The sequence below is a fragment of the Sphingomonas sp. 67-41 genome (genome assembly GCF_001899725.1).
GTDB classification, from domain to species: Bacteria; Pseudomonadota; Alphaproteobacteria; order Sphingomonadales; family Sphingomonadaceae; genus Sphingomonas; species Sphingomonas leidyi.
This window is the reverse complement of sequence record NZ_MKWJ01000012.1, coordinates 1-15,158: the sequence shown is the minus strand read 5'-3', so window position 1 is coordinate 15,158 and position 15,158 is coordinate 1. Positions and strand designations below refer to the sequence as shown.

Annotated in this window: 16 protein-coding genes and 1 pseudogene; 7 read left to right on the top strand and 10 right to left on the bottom strand. The window is 63.7% G+C overall.

The window, feature by feature from the left end:
• Positions 1-6: 6 nt before the first annotated feature.
• The 4 genes from BGP17_RS06465 to BGP17_RS06450 form a co-directional block, all read right to left on the bottom strand.
• The gene (locus BGP17_RS06465; RefSeq protein ID WP_286711413.1) at positions 7-918 is read right to left on the bottom strand and encodes a dioxygenase family protein; all 912 of its coding nucleotides are present in this window, start codon (positions 916-918) and stop codon (positions 7-9) included.
• Between the two features lie 88 nt (positions 919-1,006).
• The gene (locus BGP17_RS06460; protein WP_286711412.1) at positions 1,007-2,269 is read right to left on the bottom strand and encodes an ATP-binding protein; all 1,263 of its coding nucleotides are present in this window, start codon (positions 2,267-2,269) and stop codon (positions 1,007-1,009) included.
• A gap of 4 nt (positions 2,270-2,273) precedes the next feature.
• Positions 2,274-3,014, bottom strand: coding sequence for a response regulator (locus tag BGP17_RS06455; RefSeq protein WP_167298106.1), 741 nt, complete (start codon positions 3,012-3,014; stop codon positions 2,274-2,276).
• A gap of 179 nt (positions 3,015-3,193) precedes the next feature.
• Positions 3,194-4,480 carry an MFS transporter gene (locus tag BGP17_RS06450; protein WP_286711411.1) on the bottom strand — a complete coding sequence of 429 codons (1,287 nt, stop codon included), beginning with the start codon at positions 4,478-4,480 and terminating at the stop codon, positions 3,194-3,196.
• An 89-nt stretch (positions 4,481-4,569) separates the two neighbouring features.
• Between BGP17_RS06450 and BGP17_RS06445 the strand changes: the two genes are divergently transcribed.
• The 3 genes from BGP17_RS06445 to BGP17_RS06435 all read left to right on the top strand — a co-directional run bounded on the left by BGP17_RS06445 (position 4,570) and on the right by BGP17_RS06435 (position 6,179).
• Positions 4,570-5,136, top strand: a complete 567-nt coding sequence (locus BGP17_RS06445; RefSeq protein ID WP_286711410.1) for a DUF3617 domain-containing protein — start codon at positions 4,570-4,572, stop codon at positions 5,134-5,136.
• Positions 5,137-5,282: 146 nt separating this feature from the next.
• A complete protein-coding gene (gene rpsU / locus BGP17_RS06440; protein WP_010545388.1) occupies positions 5,283-5,489 on the top strand; it encodes a 30S ribosomal protein S21 in 207 nt (68 codons plus the stop codon).
• A 93-nt stretch (positions 5,490-5,582) separates the two neighbouring features.
• Complete coding sequence (locus BGP17_RS06435) at positions 5,583-6,179, top strand: FKBP-type peptidyl-prolyl cis-trans isomerase (protein ID WP_286711409.1); 597 nt, start codon at positions 5,583-5,585, stop codon at positions 6,177-6,179.
• An 87-nt stretch (positions 6,180-6,266) separates the two neighbouring features.
• Here BGP17_RS06435 and BGP17_RS06430 read toward each other — a convergent pair whose 3' ends face one another.
• Both BGP17_RS06430 and BGP17_RS06425 read right to left on the bottom strand, forming a co-directional pair.
• Entirely contained in the window at positions 6,267-7,040 is a 774-nt protein-coding gene (locus BGP17_RS06430) for a metallophosphoesterase family protein (protein ID WP_286711408.1), read from the bottom strand.
• 110 nt (positions 7,041-7,150) lie between these two features.
• Complete coding sequence (locus BGP17_RS06425) at positions 7,151-7,345, bottom strand: hypothetical protein (RefSeq protein WP_286711407.1); 195 nt, start codon at positions 7,343-7,345, stop codon at positions 7,151-7,153.
• A 510-nt stretch (positions 7,346-7,855) separates the two neighbouring features.
• Here BGP17_RS06425 and BGP17_RS06420 point away from each other — a divergent pair.
• Positions 7,856-8,893, top strand: coding sequence for a M48 family metallopeptidase (locus BGP17_RS06420; protein ID WP_286711406.1), 1,038 nt, complete (start codon positions 7,856-7,858; stop codon positions 8,891-8,893).
• A gap of 12 nt (positions 8,894-8,905) precedes the next feature.
• On the opposite strand, the gene wecC is transcribed toward BGP17_RS06420, so the two are convergent.
• The 4 genes and pseudogenes from wecC to BGP17_RS06400 form a co-directional block, all read right to left on the bottom strand.
• On the bottom strand, positions 8,906-10,201 hold the full coding sequence (wecC, locus tag BGP17_RS06415; protein ID WP_286711405.1) for a UDP-N-acetyl-D-mannosamine dehydrogenase: 1,296 nt from the start codon (positions 10,199-10,201) through the stop codon (positions 8,906-8,908).
• Positions 10,185-10,319, bottom strand: a pseudogene (locus tag BGP17_RS06410) (UDP-N-acetylglucosamine 2-epimerase (non-hydrolyzing)); the annotation flags it as partial. The gene wecC and the pseudogene BGP17_RS06410, both read right to left, overlap by 17 nt.
• Positions 10,320-10,330: 11 nt before the next feature.
• A complete protein-coding gene (locus BGP17_RS06405) occupies positions 10,331-11,080 on the bottom strand; it encodes a glycosyltransferase family 2 protein (protein WP_286711473.1) in 750 nt (249 codons plus the stop codon).
• Between the two features lie 84 nt (positions 11,081-11,164).
• Positions 11,165-11,848: a hypothetical protein gene (locus tag BGP17_RS06400; protein ID WP_286711404.1), complete on the bottom strand. Its 684-nt coding sequence runs from the start codon at positions 11,846-11,848 to the stop codon at positions 11,165-11,167.
• Positions 11,849-12,510: 662 nt separating this feature from the next.
• Between BGP17_RS06400 and BGP17_RS06395 the strand changes: the two genes are divergently transcribed.
• From BGP17_RS06395 to BGP17_RS06385, 3 genes are all read left to right on the top strand, one after another.
• On the top strand, positions 12,511-13,836 hold the full coding sequence (locus tag BGP17_RS06395) for a sugar transferase (RefSeq protein WP_286711403.1): 1,326 nt from the start codon (positions 12,511-12,513) through the stop codon (positions 13,834-13,836).
• A gap of 99 nt (positions 13,837-13,935) precedes the next feature.
• Positions 13,936-14,307, top strand: a complete 372-nt coding sequence (locus tag BGP17_RS06390; RefSeq protein WP_286711402.1) for an acyltransferase family protein — start codon at positions 13,936-13,938, stop codon at positions 14,305-14,307.
• Positions 14,308-14,760: 453 nt separating this feature from the next.
• Positions 14,761-15,066: an acyltransferase family protein gene (locus tag BGP17_RS06385; protein ID WP_286711401.1), complete on the top strand. Its 306-nt coding sequence runs from the start codon at positions 14,761-14,763 to the stop codon at positions 15,064-15,066.
• Positions 15,067-15,158 lie beyond the last annotated feature (92 nt).

Genomic DNA, 15,158 nt, shown 5'->3' with positions numbered 1-15,158 from the left:
CGGGCCTCAGCGCGCGATGCCGATCATCGCGGTCGCGGTGTATCCGTCGGCGACGCTTCCGCGCATCGCCGGCGTCTGCTGGGCGATCTGGGCGCTGCTATTGTCGCCGAACACATTGTCCCCGCTCAGGTTCACGCCCGCGAAATTGCGGATGCTCGCCGCATAGCCGCTCGCGCCGTCATAGACCGTGCTGCACGCCGCGCTCGGCATCGCCAGTTGCGAGACGAGGGTCGCATAGCGGCCGCTCGTGGCGTTCGCCAGGCTCGAGAAGACTTCGAAATGGATGTGCGGCCAGCGCCCGGCATAGCAGCCGGGGAAGATGGTGGTGAACGTCGCCATGCCATTGGCATCGGTCACGCCGACGCCGCGCAGATAACTCTCCGCCGGCAGGTCGTAGAGCGAATATTTCCCGTCGCGGTCGCAATGCCAGAGGTAGATGGCATAGCCGGCGAGCGGCGCGCATGCGGCGTTCACGTCGACCAAAGTGAGCGTCAGCGCTACCTGCACCCCGGCCGCCACGGCAGTCGAGCTGCCGAGGAAGCTCGGGCGGATGTCGCTGCGCACCACGTTCGCGGCGGTGAGCACATTCGACGTGATTCCGCTCGAGACGTTGGTGCCGTCGGCCGGATAGGGGCCGTTGGTCTCGGCAGGGTCGGCGACGCAACTGGCGCCGGTGCCGGTCGCGCCGGGAGTCGGCGTGGCGGTGGCCGATGGCGAAGGGGTTGCCGTCGCGCCGCTCGATCCGGTGTTGCCGGTGCTCGCCGGCATGGCCGTCGACGAGCCGCCGTCGCAGGCCGCGAGCATCGCGGCCCCGCTCGCCCCTGCGAACCAGCCGAGCGCCCGCCGACGGCTGGCGAGCTGCGTCATTGTCTTCAGGTCATGGGCGAGGCCCAGGTCGTGCGCGTCTCGATGGTCCATTGTGCCTCCTTGGTTGGAAGGCTCTGGTCACATGCCGGACACATGGCGGAATTTCGCGCGGTCGCCGAACATTTCACTGCGTTGCGGCTCAGGCCGGCAGCCGTACGCGCACCCGCCCGCCGCCGCCCGGCCGATTCTCCAGCGTCACGGTGCCGCCATGCGCCTCGGCGATCGAGCGGACGATCGCCAGGCCCAGCCCGGTCCCACCGGTTTCCCGGCTCCGGGAAGCCTCGCCGCGTACGAAGGGCGCGAACAGCGCTTCGGCGCGCGCCAGGTCGAAACCGCGTCCGTCGTCTTCCACCAGCACGTCCACGGTGTTTTCGCCCAGGTTCCAGCGGAGCCGGGCGCGCTCGCCATAGCGCACCGCATTCTCGATGAGGTTGGCGAACAGCCGCCGCAGCGCCGCGGAATCGCCGCGCACCACCGCGCGCGGGCCCGGCTCGACGACAACCGGTTTGCCCGCGGCCGCGAGATCGTCGACCAGGCTCTCGATCAGGCTGCCCAGGTCGAGCCTCTGATGGGGTGCCCCGTCCCGGCCGTCGCGCGTGAAGCTTAGCGCGGCCTTGATCATTCCCCGCATCTCCTCGATGTCCGCCTCGGCGCGCAGGCGGGCATCGTCGGGCAGCCGCTCCACCCAGAAGGCGATGCGCGAGAGCGGCGTGCCGAGGTCGTGCGCGATCGCACCGAGCATTGCGCTGCGGTTCTCGGCTTCGAGCAGGATGCGCTCCTGCATGCTGTCGAGCGCGCGGGCGAGCTCGTGCACCTCGCGCGGGCCGTTTTGCGGGATCGGCTGAGGTGCTCCCAGCCGCACGCGCGTCGCCGCCCGGGCCAGTTCGCGGATCGGCCGCGAGATTCGCCGCGCCACGCCCCAGGCGAGCAACGAGAGCACGAGCAGCGTGCCGAGCATCCCCAGCAGCCTGGCCAGGTGCCAGGGCGTGAACGCCGGCTTCGGCAGGCTGGAGGCGACGATCCAGCCATTCTGCTGCTCCAGCGCCACGGTGAAGCTGCCGCGCATGTCCTGTTCGGGGTCGCGTGCGGGAATCTGATACAGCCCGTGCACACGCTCGGCGGGCACGTCCATCAGCCGGGCGATCGCGGCATCGCGTTCGGGAGAAGGATGCTCGTCCTGGCGACCGAACTTGTCCTCGTTGGTGCGGGTCACGGTCATCCGCCGCTGCGCGGTGGGCGGGACGATGCCCGTGCGCAGCGCCTCGGCGACGCGTGCCAGCGGCAGCGGCCCCGGCCCGGGCGGCGGGCCGTTGAACATGATGGTGAACTGCGTCGTCGTCGCGATCAGCACGGCGGCGATGACGAGCAGCACGATGGGAACAGTGATCGAACGCCGAGTCACGGGATCACTTGGCCGCGACTTCGGCGACGAACATATAGCCTTCGTTGCGGATGGTGCGGATCAGGTCCTCGGAGCCGGGCCGGGCTAGCTTCTTGCGCAGGCGGCTCATCTGCACGTCGATGGCCCGGTCGAAATGCTCGGCATTGGGGCCGCGCGAGAAGTCGAGCAGCATGTCGCGGGTCAGCACCCGGCGCGGCCGCTCGACCAGGGAGAGCAGCAGCCGGAATTCGCCGTCGGACAGATTGATGATCACGTCGTCCGGATCCCAGAGCTGGCGGGCCACCGGATCGAGCCGCCAGCCGGCGAAGCGCAGGAAGGCACGGGCGGGTGCCGCCGCCGGCGCGGCCCGGTCGCCCTGGCTGCGGCGCAGCACGGAACGGATCCGCGCCAGCAGCTCGCGCGGGTTGGCGGGCTTGGGCACATAGTCGTCCGCGCCCATCTCCAGACCGACAATCCGATCGATATCCTCGCCGATCACGGAATGGAGGATCACCGCGGGACCGGTCTCGCGGTCCATCGAGCGCAGGATGGCGAGCCCGTCCTCGCCCGGCATCATCACGTCGAGGACGATCAGCGCATAATCGTGGCGCGCCGCGAGCGTGCGCATCTCGGTCGCGCCCGCAGCCGTGTCGACCACATAGCCGTGCTGCGACAGGAAAGCCGCGGTCAGTTCGCGGATACCGGGATCGTCGTCGACGATAAGCAGGCGGGTTTCGAGGTCCAAGGCCAATGCGTCTTGCAGCATCCACTGGTGATCGGGCGCGAGCCTAACGCTGGTATTGCAGGGCTGCAATGCACCGAAACATATGGACGGAGCGGGATGGGGAAAGCCGTAATCCCCCTTGTCGCATCCAGCGGGTCGCCCCCGCCTCGCGCCGGGGCCCGCCATGCCGCCCGATAGGTGCTAATGATTAGCGATAACCCTCAATCCTCGAGGATCCGCGAGTGTTTCGCGGTGTCGCGCATGCTCAGATACGTCACCAGCGATACGCCGATCATTGCGGTGACGTACCAGTAGAAGCCACTTTCCCAGCCCGCGTCCTTAAACCACAGCGCGACATATTCCGCCGTCCCGCCGAACAGCGCATTGGCGACGGCATAGGGCAGGGCGACGCCCAGGGTGCGGATGTGCGCGGGGAAGAGCTCCGCCTTCACCACTGCGTTGATCGAGGTGTAGCCGGTCACGATCACGAGCGCGCCCAGCATGATCAGAAAGGCGAGCATGGGGCTGCGCACGCTCTCCAGCGCGGTGAAGATCGGCCAGGTGAGCAACACGCCGAGCACGCCGAAGCCGATCATCAGCGGCTTGCGCCCGATCCGGTCGGAAAGCGCGCCGGCCAGCGGCTGGATCAGCATGAAGCCGAACAGGGCGGCGGCATTGATCTCGGAGGCGGTGGCCCGGTCGAAGCCGGAAGTGTTGACCAGGAACTTCTGCAGGTAGATCGAATAGGCATAGAAGGCGAGCGTGCCGCCCGCGGTGAGCAGCATCACCAGCGCAGCCTCCCGCGGATGGTGCCGGAACAGCGCGAAGATGCTCGACTGGCCGCCGCCGCGCTTCTCGAAGCTTTCCGTCTCGGCCAGCCGGCGCCGCAGCCAGAACACGATCACCGCCAGCACGCCGCCGATCAGGAAGGGGATGCGCCAGCCCCAGGCGTCGAGATCGGCTTCGCTCAGCGCGGATTGCAGCACCAGCAGCACGAGCAGCGCCACCAGCTGGCCGGAGATCAGGGTGACGTACTGAAAGCTCGACCAGAAGCCGCGATGCCGCTTGCCGGCCATTTCGGAGAGGTAGGTGGCGCTCGCGCCATATTCGCCGCCCACCGAAATGCCCTGCATCAGCCGGGCGAGCACCAGCAGCGCGGGTGCGGCGACGCCGATCGTCGCATAGCCGGGAGTGACCGCGATCAGCAGCGATCCGGCGCACATCAGCGTCACCGACAGCGTCAGCCCGGCCTTGCGGCCATAGCGGTCGCCATAGATGCCCATCAGCCAGCCGCCCACCGGCCGCATCAGGAAGCCCACGGCGAACACCGCCGCGGCATTGAGCAGCTGCGCGGTCTGGTCGCCCTTGGGGAAGAAGTGCGGCGCGAAATAGAGCGTGAAGGCCGAATAGGCGTACCAGTCGTACCATTCGACCAGATTGCCGGCCGACCCTCCCAGGATCGAGCGCAGGCGGTGTCGAGGTGGCGTGGCGGTATCGGCTGCTGTCATCGCGCCACTATGCCGTCAGGAATCGCGCTTGTCTTTGGCTGCGATATCGGCTGTGTGGCGCCACGAATTTGGAGAGGGACTTCCGGAATATGCGTGCCATCCTGCTCGTCGGCGCCCTTGCGCTCGCCGGTTGCCAGTCCGCCGCGGAGCGGGAAGCCGCCGCCACGGGCGAGTTCGAGGTGCACAATGCCTCGATGAAGGAAGTCGCGGGACTGTCCAAGGCGGCGCATTCCAAGATGCTGATGCAGCCGGGCACCTGGGATTCGGGCATGCAGGTCGTTTCCGCCGAGTTCGCCGATGGGCCGGACAAGGCGGAGCAGCTGGCGGCGGTGAAGAAGCAGGAGCGCCATGCCGTGAAGTGCCAGACGGCGAGCGACCTCAAGCCGCTCGACATCGAGAATCTCGAAAAGGTCGCCGGCACCTGCACGTTCCCGCGCTTCGTGCAGAAGGGAGGCAGGCTCGATGTCGAGATCCAGTGCACCCAGGCGAACGGCGCGAAGACCACGCTTCTCTATGCCGGCACCATGGGCAAGCAGGCCTATGACGTGACGGTCGATCAGAAGAGCGGCGTGAAGGGCCAGCCCGGCTATGCCGCGATCCGGCTGCGGGTCTATGGCAGGCGGCTCGGGCTCTGCCAGGGTCAGCCGGCCGCCTGATCGGCTCGCCGCATCATTGCGGGGCCGGGACCTGTTCGTGCTTGAAAAATCGGAATTGCGCTGTTAGGTGGCCGCCACGACGCCGCAACTCCGCGTTCCGGCGAACCCTTTTCTATTGAATTGAAGATCGGAGCACTGACGGGTTTATGCAGATCATCGTTCGCGACAACAACGTCGACCAGGCGCTGCGCGCGCTCAAGAAGAAGCTGCAGCGTGAGGGCGTCTATCGCGAGATGAAGCTTCGCCGTCACTACGAGAAGCCCAGCGAGAAGCGTGCCCGCGAGCGTGCCGCCGCGGTCCGCCGCGCGCGCAAGCTCGAGCGCAAGCGTATGGAGCGCGACAGCGCCCGTTGATTTCGCGACCCGGCATTGCGCGCCCCGCGCGCGATGCCGTCGTGACTTTTCTGACTTTCGGGTAGCTGGCTGCCCGCGCCTGGAGCTCATCGCATGTCCGTGACCGCCGTTCCGCTCCAGCCCATCAAGCGCAGCTACAAGGTCTGGCTCTGGGCCGGGCTGGTGTTGGCGATCGCCATTGCGGTGGCGCTGGCCTGGACCGGCACGCGCGCGCCCGTCGCCGCCAAGGGCAACGATGCGCAGTTCCTTGCCTGGAACAAGGGCCAGCTTGGCGTGCGGACCACGGACTCGGGGCTCCAGTATCAGGTCATCAAGGAAGGCACGGGCCCCAAGGCGCAGGAGGGCGACGGGGTTTCGGTATGGACCGTCGGCACGCTGCGCGACGGCACCGTCTTCCAGCCGGCCGGCGAGATCCGCCTGCCGGTCGGCGGCGCGATCCCCGGCTTCGACGAAGCGCTCAAGATGATGAGCAAGGATTCGAAGCTGCGCATCTGGATCCCGGCCAACATCGCCTATGAGAAGGCCGGCCCGCAGCATCCGCTCTACGGCAAGCTTCTGCAGTTCGATCTCGAGATCAAGCAGATCATTCCGGCCGCCGAGTTGCGCCAGATGATGCTCCAGCAGCAGATGATGCAGCAGCAGGGCGGCGCTCCGGGTGGCCCGGGTGGTGGCTCGCCTGAAGGGCGCTGAGGGTCGCTGAACCTCGCTACTGAATGCAAGAACGCCGGCGGATCACTCCGCCGGCGTTCTCGTTGGTACCTCGAGGGTTTGGACGACTCAGGGCGCGGTATCGATCACCCAGCGCCGATCGCCTTCGAACCCCATCGCGGTGAGCTTGCCGGAAGCATAGGCGCCGGTGTCGAGGCCGATGCGGTGTGCGGTCATCTCCACTGCCTCGGTGATCGTGTGGCCGTGGATCACGATCTTCTCGAACGGTCCCTTGTGTTCGATGAACTCGCCTCGAATCCAGCGCAGGTCCTTGCGCTGCTGGTTTGACAGCGGCTCCTCCGGCCGCACGCCGGCGTGAACGAAGACATAGTCGCCAATGATGATCATGTCCTCGAAGCCAGCCAGGAACGCGCGATGCTCTGCCGGCACGCGTGCCTGCAGTTCGGCGGAGAGTTCCGGGTAATCGAGCGAATCATATTCGGCTTCCGAGAAGCCATAGCTGAGGATGGTCTCGCGCCCACCGATCCTGGTGAAGAAGCGCAGGGCCTTCTCGCTGCCGTCGAGGCCGGAGAGGAAGACCTCCTCGTGGTTGCCGGTGAGGAAGCGCGTGCGGCCTGTGGTGCGCTCGAGCGCGAGCAGCCGCAAGAACTCCACCGTCTGGGCGGATTCGGGGCCGCGATCGATCAGGTCGCCCAGGAAGATCAGCTGAGTCTCTGCCGGTGCGCGATCCATTTCGTCCGCGGCAATGCGTGCAAGCAAGTCCTTGAGCAGGTCCAGGCGGCCATGGATGTCGCCGATGGCATAGATGCGCTGGCCATTCGGAATGCTACCACTTGGTTCGGATTGAACCGATGGGCGTGATCGGAAGAGCTTGGCGAACATGATTGTCAAAACGACCCGTGATTACGCCCGATTTCGCTGTCGGTATCAGGCAATAAAAAAGTGGCGGCCGTTAGGCCGCCACTTCGAAATTCTGCCTTGGCAGCCAGCTACTACGGGCTGTCGGGCTTGTCGTCGCTGTCGGCGAGAATGACAGCGCCGCCGATGATCGCGACAGTCGCGAGGACGCCGATCAGAACGGCCGGAGCCAGCTCGCTCTTCTTGCTGGTTGCGGTCGAAGCGCGAACGCCCGACAGCGACAGCTTCGAAGCGCTCGTCGGAGCGGCCAGAACAGGGGCAGTCGCCATCGACGCGATAGCGGCAGCCGTAAGAAGCTTAGTGAACACTCTTTTTTCTCCCTCTTTCGAGCTCTGGTGCTCTCGTCACGCGATCCTATGGCACAGGACCCGCGCAGTCGCAACACCTCAAACTTTGGCTACGGCGAGAAACCTCTCGTCGTGACCCTTTCGCAACACTGGGTCCGGTTTGTCCGCACTCCATTTAGCACCCGGTCGACCCGTACCAAGTGGTTACGGAGCCGTCCTTAACGCGCCGCACCAATATAGCCAAGGGGGTTAATGAAGTCTCTCGGCCAAAATGGGCTTGTTTCGTGATGGTTAGAGCGGATTTCTTGTGACGTTTTTGTTGCTGGGCCCGCCTTCCCGTTCAAGTTGCACTGCGAAATCAAGCGGAAAGCCGCCGAATCGAGGCAAGCGCCAATCGGAGCCCGCATGCCGCGAAGTGTCCGATTGGCGATGCGGTCCGTCCGGCGTACTAGGGTCGCCATGATACCGCCGTTTCGCGAGTTCCGCATTGGCATGCCTAGCCGCCGCGAGGGGGCGCTCGCCGGCGTTCTGCTCTTTCTGGCGGCTTCTTCCGTTCCGGCCGGGGCGCAGGACGCGAACCTGTTTGAGGCCGTGCGCGCGGCCGATATGCGCGTTGCCGGGATCGGCTGGAGGCTGGCCACCGCTAACGTCGCGCTGTGCGACCGAATCGAGGCAGCCACCGGCCTTCAGCTGCACACGCTTGATCAGTTCGATCCCGGCGCGCGCGAAGCAGCCGGGAGGCATTTTCATTTCGCAACGCCGGTGGCGGTGGAGGGTGTGGTTCCGGATAGTCCGGCCGATAGCGCCGGGTTGCGGGCCGACGATTCGCTGGTGCGAGTCGGCACGGTGGACATCGCCGCGTTGCCGGGCAGACCGGGTAGCACCGACAGGCTGGTGGCCGTGCAGCTTGCGATCGCTGAGCTTCCCATCGACGCCCCCATCGCCATTCAGGCGATTCGGGCGGGCACGCCCATTCGGACGACGATCCAGCCGGTGCGCGCGTGCAAATCGCGTTTCGAGCTCATGCTCGACGGCGGCTTCGGGGCCTCGGCGGACGGGACGATGGTACAGATCGGATCGGCCTTTCTCGACGACTATCCCGACGACCAGCTCGCGGCGGTGATGGCGCACGAATTCTCCCATAACATCCTGCACCATCGCGATCGGCTGGAGGCTCGCGGTGTCGACTATGGGCTGCTGGCGGGCTTCGGCGCCAATGTGAAGTATTTCCGGCAGACCGAAGTGCAGGCCGATCTCCTGTCGGTCTACCTGCTCGCCAACGCCAGTTATCCGGTGCGCGCGAGCGTCGCCTTCTGGCGGCATTTCGGGCCGAGCAAGGCGGGCGGCATCCTACGCAGCCGCTCGCATCCCGCCTGGCGCGATCGCGTGGCGACGCTGGAAGCGGAGGCCGCGAAGGTGGAGCCGCTGTCCGCCCGTCCGCTGGTGCCCGCGTTGATCGCCGGGCGCGACAAGCCGCTGGATGGCGACTGGCAGTCGATCCTGGTCCGCCATCAGGGCGGCAGGGATTAGGACGGCGGGGGCTCAGCTCGCCAGCCGCAGCGCCTCATTCGCCGCGCCGCGCGGCTGATCGGGCCAGATGCCGCGTGTGTCGTAGACCTGCTTCTCGGCGCGCTCGTCGAGCGGCACCGATTTGAATACGTCGTGATCGACCAGCACCACGAAGATGCCGCAGCTCTCGATCGCGCTGTCGACGTCGATCAGTTCGGCGCCCGTGCCGTCGAACCCGGCGGGCAGCGCGCGCGCATAGGGCTCGACGACCTGGATGCGCTCGCCGAAGCGCTCCGCCAGTGCCATTGCCACCTTGAGCGCCGGGCTCTCGCGGAAATCGTCGATATTCGCTTTGAAGGCCAGGCCCAGGCAGGCGACGCGCGCCGCCGGATTGGCTTCGATCATCGCGGCGGCATGCGCGATGACGTAATCGGTCTTGCCGTCGTTCACTTCGCGGGCGGTGCGAATCAGCGGCGTCTGCTCGGGGGCGGCGCTGACCAGGAACCAGGGATCGACGGCGATGCAATGGCCGCCCACGCCCGGGCCCGGCGACAGGATGTTGACGCGCGGATGGCGGTTGGCGAGACGGATCACTTCCCACACGTCGACGCCCATCTTCCCGGCGACGAGGCTCAGCTCGTTGGCAAAGGCGATGTTGACGTCGCGAAAGGCATTCTCGGTGAGCTTGGTCATCTCCGCGGCCTTGGCCGTGGTGGTGACGCAGGCGCCGCGCACGAAGCGGCGATAGAATTGCAGCGCCTTGCGGGCGCAGCGCGGCGTGATACCGCCGATCACGCGATCATTGTCGATCAACTCGACGAGGATGCGGCCAGGCAGCACGCGCTCCGGGCAATAGGCAATGGCGACATCGGCGCTGCCGGCGCAATGGCCGGGAATCTTGAGATCGGGGCGCAGCTGGGCGAGCAACTCGGCGACCTTCTCGGTGGTGCCGACCGGCGAAGTCGATTCGAGGATCACTACGTCGCCGGCCTTGAGCGTGATCGCGACATTGGTCGCGGCCTTGAGCACGTGGCCGATATCGGGCGCATGGCCTTCGCCGAACGGCGTGGGGACGGCGATGACGAACACCTCGGCCGGCTCGACCTGGAGCGAGGCACGCAGATTGCCACGGGCGACGACGCCCGAGACCAGGCCGTCCAGGTCGATCTCCTCGATATGGACCTTGCCCGAATTGACCGTGTCGACCACCGACTGGTGAACGTCGACGCCGAGTACCTTGGCGCCGGTGCGCGCGATCACCGCCGCCGTGGGAAGGCCGATATAGCCCAGGCCGAGAACACAGACCTTGAGCTCAGAATCCGAAACCATATGCGAAGATCCCCGCAATCCGCTCGGAAGCATGGCCGTCGCCGAACGGATTGTGGGCGCAGGCCATGGCCGAATAGGCGGAAGGTACGTCGAGGAGGGTTGAGATTTCGGAAACGATAAGACGCAACCTTAGCCGGTCTTGCGGCCCAGCTTCTCGCCAATACGGCGAAGCACGCCGGTTGCGGCGTACCAGCTGAAATAATAGAGCGTTGTCGGCAGGTTCAAATGCATAACTTCGCGATAGATTTTCCATACCCAAGTCGAGGATTCCAACTTATTCGAAGATATGGAGAATTCGCGTACGCGGTAGCGACCAAGCACTTTATCAATGCCATGTGCCTGTCCAGTGCGCTTGAGTAATATCAACCACAATCCATAATCCTGACCCTTGCGGATCATCGGCATAAAGACTTTGCCGAGTTGCTTGGTATCATAGACTGCCGTCAGGCACGCGATGATGTTGTTCTTCAGGAGCTGATGGTAGCTCACCTTCGAGGAGACATGGACGGTGCTGATGAATGTCCCCGCTTCGGTAATCCGCTCGTACGAAGCGTAGCTGAAGGCGGACCCGGTCGCTTCCATGAAAGCGATCTGCTTCTCAAGCTTGTCGGGCGTCCAGAGGTCGTCGCTATCGAGGAAGGCGATCCAGCGCCCCTGCGCGGCTTCGATCGCCGTGTTGCGCGCGACCGCGGCGCCGCCGTTCTCCTGAAGTGCGATCGAGCGAATCCGCGGCTCCTGCGCGGCAAGCGCGCGCGTTATGCTGAGCGTGTCATCTCTGGAGCAGTCGTCGACGACGATCAACTCCCAATGGGGATAGGTTTGCGCGATCACGGATCGGATTGTGTCGTCTATGAAAGATGCCGAATTGTGCGATGGCATGATTACCGAGACGAGGTCGTGCGAGGAGGGAGCGGAGTTTGCGGCCATGGCGTGCACCGGAAAAGAGGGTCGGATGGGCGGCGTTTAGGCCTTGCTTGCGGCAATAACCCAGGTGTCGGCATTATACCGGCCTTTGTGCTCGGCCATTATGGTGTAGCCATTGGCAAGCAGGTATTCCCTTTCCACCGGATCGACATAGATCAGCATGTGTGGAATGCTGGCCAGTTCTGATATGAACTCGTGAAAGAGCGAGCCGAAGAACGGGTTGTAGAGAAATAATACCAATCCCTCCGTATCCACATGGGCGCGGATGTTGCGGGCGTCATCGACCTGCACTTTCGCGCCGACACGGTCAAAGCCCAGCTTGGCGATATTCGCGTTCGCTATCGCAGCAAGTTTGGCATCATATTCGATCCCGATCGGCGGATGACGGGCCTCGGTACCGTAGCGCTGGGCGTAGACGAGTACGACTTTGCCCTTGCCGGAGCCGATATCGACAAACTGCCAATGTGCGAACTTTCCGCCTAGCGCTTGGCGGGCATGGTCGATTGTTTCCGCCGCAACCGAAGTGAAGGAAGCAACATAATAGATATTCTCATCGCTCATATTGTTGTTGGTCTTGCGGCCGCGCGTATCGGTACGATTAAGCAAATCAAAGAGGACAATCTCTTTGAAATAGGCCGCTGCGAAGCGGGGGCCTCTCCTTGAGATCTTGATAGCAACTTCGAAGAGTCTGTTGATCGACGATTTTTTATTGAGCGGCGGCATTCGAAATTGGTATCCCTCTGGATATAGATGCTGCGCCGGCTCGCCTAGCATTTCGCGGGGGCGAGGATAAGAGGCATTGTTCTGTTGAATCGAGCCGCGTCGGGCCTGCCGGAGACTCTAGCTTCAGAGTTTGGGGAGCCGATACGAGCAAAGCGACGGGCAAGCTTGCGTCCGAGGTTCGTGCAGGGGCGGTGTCGATGGTGCCGGACGCGAAGCCGATCATCTATCCTGTTGGACAGTGATTGTGTTGATATCAGATTGGACGCGTTCCGCGGAACTTTTTGCGTGCGCGAAGAGGGGGCGACTAGGGCAAGTGCGCTGGCATGCCGGCCGAGATCGCTTGACGCCTCAAGGCGCTGGAACGCGAGAGCTGCGAGCTTGGTCTTGTGCGAACAGGCGCATTCTTGTCCCGGCGGAGATTCGCGCGATGCCCCTTCATTGATGAACATCGGGCTCCTCAGGAGCCGAATCGGAGCGAAGAATCGCGGAGATCAACTCCTTCGCCCCGGATTGTCTGATTCAATCGCGGGGTGAATGCCACGAAGAGCTCGACTTGGCGAGCCTTGCACAGTAGGGGCGCTAACAGAGTTCCGGAACGGTATTCGGATCGCGGCGCATATTGGGGTGGCAACGCGAGGTCGGTTGCGGCCATCCTGGGTGCTATGGGCGAAGAGCGTTGGTTGGGGAATCATATGCTTATGCTTCGCGAGGGCCAGGTCAAGGCACCCCGCACCACCAGGTTCAACTCGTTGCGCGCTCAGGCTCTCGTGGCCTTGGCGGTGGCCGTACTGCTCCCTGCTTTGGTGCGCTTCCCCGAGTTCTCGCTGACCGAGAGTGCCGGTGGCCCATTGACCAACAGCATCGTCGGCTCGGCGATTGGTGCGCTTGGGGGGCTCTATCTCTTCCGGCGCGTGACTGCCTTCCCCGGAACCCGTGCATTCGGATACATACTGCCTTCCTACACGGCGTCCTATGGCGCGGTGATGCTGGGCATGTTCCTGTTGCGCCTTGATTATAGTCGTCTCCATCTGGGAGCGAGTTTCGTGCTGGGGCTCGCGGTCAGCTATGTGCTGAGCTTTGTCATTGAGCACTATGTAACGCCCTGTTTCTGGATGGTGCCGGCGGGCAAGGTCGATCTGTTGCTCGAGATACCCGATGTCGACTGGATCGTGATGCGCACGCCCGAGCTTCCGGAGCCACGGCGGGCCGCCATCGTGGCGGATCTGCGCTTCGATCATGAGCCAGATTGGGAGCGGATGCTGGCCGAGGCGGCAGTTAGCGGAAGGCCGGTCTATCATACCAAGCAGTTGCGCGAATCGCTTACCGGCCGGGTTTCGATCGAGCACCTGTCGGAGAACAGCTTCGGGTCGCTCCTGCCCAATCTTGCCTATGCAAAGGTCAAACGCGGGGTGGACGTTTTCGTATGTCTCGCGCTGCTGCCCTTCGTCGCGCTTCCCATGCTGCTGATCGCGATGCTGGTGCATCTCGATTCTCCGGGTGGCGTGATCTACCGCCAGCAGCGGATGGGCTATCGGGGCCGCGCTTTCTCCATGTACAAGTTCCGGACCATGCGACCGCGCGAAGTGAGCGCGGACGAGGTATCGGTGCGCGAGGATGCGATGACCAAGTCGGATGATGCGCGCATCACGCCGATCGGCGGTTTTCTGCGAAGGGTCCGCCTCGATGAACTGCCGCAGATCTTCAACGTACTGCGTGGGGAAATGAGCCTTATCGGGCCCCGTCCTGAGGCGGTCCCGCTATCTCGATGGTATGAGTCCGAGCTGCCCTTCTATTTCTATCGCCATATCGTGCGGCCCGGGATCAGCGGCTGGGCGCAGGTCCATCAGGGCCACGTGACGGACCTCGACGCCGTACATCAGAAGCTGACCTACGATTTCTATTATATCAAGAACTTCTCGGCGTGGCTCGATATTCTGATAGCGCTCCGGACCATTCCCACCATGCTTTCCGGTTTTGGCTCCAAATAGCGTGCCATCACCTCCGGCGGATTTTCTGCTTGCTGCGGCAAAGGGCCTGCCACGCAAGCTTGCGCCATAGATACCCGTCCGGCATTTCGGGGGCCTCACGTGTACAAAAGTGAGGAATATCAACCGGCTTACCGTGCCGATATCGATGGCTTGCGCACCGTCGCCGTGGTGTCGGTGGTGGCATTCCACTTGTTCGGTAGCCTCCTTGGTCGCGGCTTCCTCGGTGTGGACGTCTTCTTCGTGATCTCGGGGTTTCTGATTACGACTATCCTGGTCCGGGAATGCGAGCGCGGCGACTATTCCATACTGGGATTTTACGGGAGGCGCGTGCGGCGCATCATGCCTGTGCTGACCCTGGTGATCGCTGTTACCACCCTGGCGGTGACCCTGACGTTCCTGCCCACCGAGCTGATGGGCTACGGGAAAAGTGCTCTCGCCACTTTCGCCTTTATTTCAAATATATATTTCTAGCGCGATACCGATTATTCTGCCGCCGAGGCTACAACGAAGCCGCTATTGCATACTTGGTCGCTCGGAATAGAAGGGCAGTTCCATATTCTTCCCCCATATTGCTGTATTTCTTGATGAAGCTGCGTCGCCCGACGCTGGTGCTCTCGATGATTGTCGTGCTGACGCTGGGTTCGTTCGCCGTCACTGTCATGCCCTGTATCTCAACAAGGCATTCGTGGCCTTCTATCTGCTTCCGATGCGAGCCTGGGAACTGGGGTGCGGTGCCATCGTGGCGATGATCCGTACACCGCCTCCCGGCAATCCACGCGTGTCCGCGGCTATCGGCGCGTTGGGCCTGGCTCTGGTCGCGGTATCCCTGTCCGCTCTCCAATAGCTCCCGCGTGGATTCCCGACGCCACTCTGTGCTGTCTGGGCGCCGGGCTATTGATCTGGAGTGGTCGTCAACCCAACCCGTTGGCGGACTTGATCGGATCTCGGCCTTTGGTCGCTATCGGGCTGATCACTTATTCGCTCTATCTTTGGCACTGGCCCATCTATGTAGTGGCCCATTATGTCTTGATTCGTATGCCCTATGTTTGGGAAAGCGTGCTGCTGGCGTTCTTCAGCTTCGCGGCCGCCTATTTCTCCTATCGCTATGTTGAGGTGCCCTTTCGTTCCAGGCGCAGCATGGGGGTGCGGCGTGTCTTGTGGCTCACCGGCAGCGGTGCCGCCATCCTGATCGGAATTGCTGGCGCACTCATCCTTTTGAAGGGGCTGTGACGTGCTCCCCTGAAACTCCTCCAGTTTGAGCTAGAGTCCTTCATTGAGGAGGACGGAGATGAAGCGCAGCAGGTTTAGCGAGGAGCAGATCA

Excerpts from the sequence above, each read along its gene's own strand:
- BGP17_RS06400 (WP_286711404.1), bottom strand. The coding sequence starts at position 11,848 with ATGCCGCCGCTCAATAAAAAATCGTCGATCAACAGACTCTTCGAAGTT.
- BGP17_RS06465 (WP_286711413.1), bottom strand. The coding sequence starts at position 918 with ATGGACCATCGAGACGCGCACGACCTGGGCCTCGCCCATGACCTGAAG.
- BGP17_RS06445 (WP_286711410.1), top strand. The coding sequence starts at position 4,570 with ATGCGTGCCATCCTGCTCGTCGGCGCCCTTGCGCTCGCCGGTTGCCAG.
- BGP17_RS06420 (WP_286711406.1), top strand. The coding sequence starts at position 7,856 with ATGCCTAGCCGCCGCGAGGGGGCGCTCGCCGGCGTTCTGCTCTTTCTG.
- BGP17_RS06430 (WP_286711408.1), bottom strand. The coding sequence starts at position 7,040 with ATGTTCGCCAAGCTCTTCCGATCACGCCCATCGGTTCAATCCGAACCA.
- BGP17_RS06450 (WP_286711411.1), bottom strand. The coding sequence starts at position 4,480 with ATGACAGCAGCCGATACCGCCACGCCACCTCGACACCGCCTGCGCTCG.
- rpsU (WP_010545388.1), top strand. The coding sequence starts at position 5,283 with ATGCAGATCATCGTTCGCGACAACAACGTCGACCAGGCGCTGCGCGCG.
- BGP17_RS06435 (WP_286711409.1), top strand. The coding sequence starts at position 5,583 with ATGTCCGTGACCGCCGTTCCGCTCCAGCCCATCAAGCGCAGCTACAAG.
- BGP17_RS06425 (WP_286711407.1), bottom strand. The coding sequence starts at position 7,345 with ATGGCGACTGCCCCTGTTCTGGCCGCTCCGACGAGCGCTTCGAAGCTG.
- BGP17_RS06395 (WP_286711403.1), top strand. The coding sequence starts at position 12,511 with ATGGGCGAAGAGCGTTGGTTGGGGAATCATATGCTTATGCTTCGCGAG.
- BGP17_RS06455 (WP_167298106.1), bottom strand. The coding sequence starts at position 3,014 with ATGCTGCAAGACGCATTGGCCTTGGACCTCGAAACCCGCCTGCTTATC.
- BGP17_RS06405 (WP_286711473.1), bottom strand. The coding sequence starts at position 11,080 with ATGCCATCGCACAATTCGGCATCTTTCATAGACGACACAATCCGATCC.
- wecC (WP_286711405.1), bottom strand. The coding sequence starts at position 10,201 with ATGGTTTCGGATTCTGAGCTCAAGGTCTGTGTTCTCGGCCTGGGCTAT.